Annotated in this window: 2 rRNA genes; both read left to right on the top strand. The window is 42.3% G+C overall.

Annotation, left to right across the window (positions count from 1 at the left end):
* Window positions 1-95: ribosomal RNA gene (locus tag ACSLUO_RS17715) — 23S ribosomal RNA — on the top strand; the annotation flags it as partial.
* A 234-nt stretch (window positions 96-329) separates the two neighbouring features.
* Window positions 330-402: ribosomal RNA gene (gene rrf, locus ACSLUO_RS17710) — 5S ribosomal RNA — on the top strand; the annotation flags it as partial.

Genomic DNA, 402 nt, shown 5'->3' with positions numbered 1-402 from the left:
AGGGTCGTTGGAGACTACAACGTTGATAGGTCAGGTGTGGAAGTGCTGTGAGGCATTGAGCTAACTGATACTAATTGCCCGTGAGGCTTAACCATACAACACCCAAGTGGTTTTACGAGAGTAAACAAGGGTTGTATGAGACTGACAAGATTCAGAAGAGAATATCACGTACTTACGAGTACTGAATAAGAGAAATGGGTATTAAGCGACAAAAAAGTCGATGAAAGACGTTCATCCGTGAACAACATCGACATTAGTACATCCATGTACGTCACAGCTTTCCAAGATTATTAATGTTGAGTGATACATCACTTAACAACATGTTTTTGTCTAGCGACAATAGCATTGTGGTACCACCTGATCCCATGCCGAACTCAGAAGTGAAACGCAATTGCGCCGATG

It is taken from the genome of Thalassotalea agariperforans (assembly GCF_053470345.1).
Note: the sequence above shows the minus strand (reverse complement) of the source record. Positions and strands in the feature narration are given on the sequence as shown.